Source organism: Paraburkholderia sp. JHI2823, from assembly GCF_038900695.1.
Classification (GTDB): Bacteria; Pseudomonadota; Gammaproteobacteria; order Burkholderiales; family Burkholderiaceae; genus Paraburkholderia; species Paraburkholderia mimosarum.
In genome coordinates this window covers 1-276 of record NZ_JAYMRY010000382.1, presented here as the reverse complement: position 1 = coordinate 276, position 276 = coordinate 1, and the positions used below count along the sequence as shown (strand labels likewise).

1 pseudogene is annotated in these 276 nt (G+C 65.2%); it reads left to right on the top strand.

Annotation, left to right across the window (positions count from 1 at the left end):
• A pseudogene (locus VSR34_RS39075) lies at positions 1 to 276 on the top strand (IS21 family transposase); the annotation flags it as partial.

The following is a 276-nucleotide window of genomic DNA, read 5'->3' as shown; positions in this document are numbered from 1 at the left end:
ATGGCCACTACTACAGCGCGCCGCACAGCCTTGTACGCCAGGAAGTCCACGCGCGCGTGACGCGCTACGGTGTGGAAATCCTGCATGGCGGCAAACGCGTCGCCGCCCACGCTCGCAGTCGGCTCAAAGGGAAGTACACCACCGTGGCAGAGCATATGCCTGCGGCTTACCGCGCCCACATGGAATGGACACCGAGCCGGTTGCTGAACTGGGGCGCATCGATCGGCGTCAGCGCCGAGGCGGTCGTCAGGCATTTGCTGACGAACCGTCCGCACC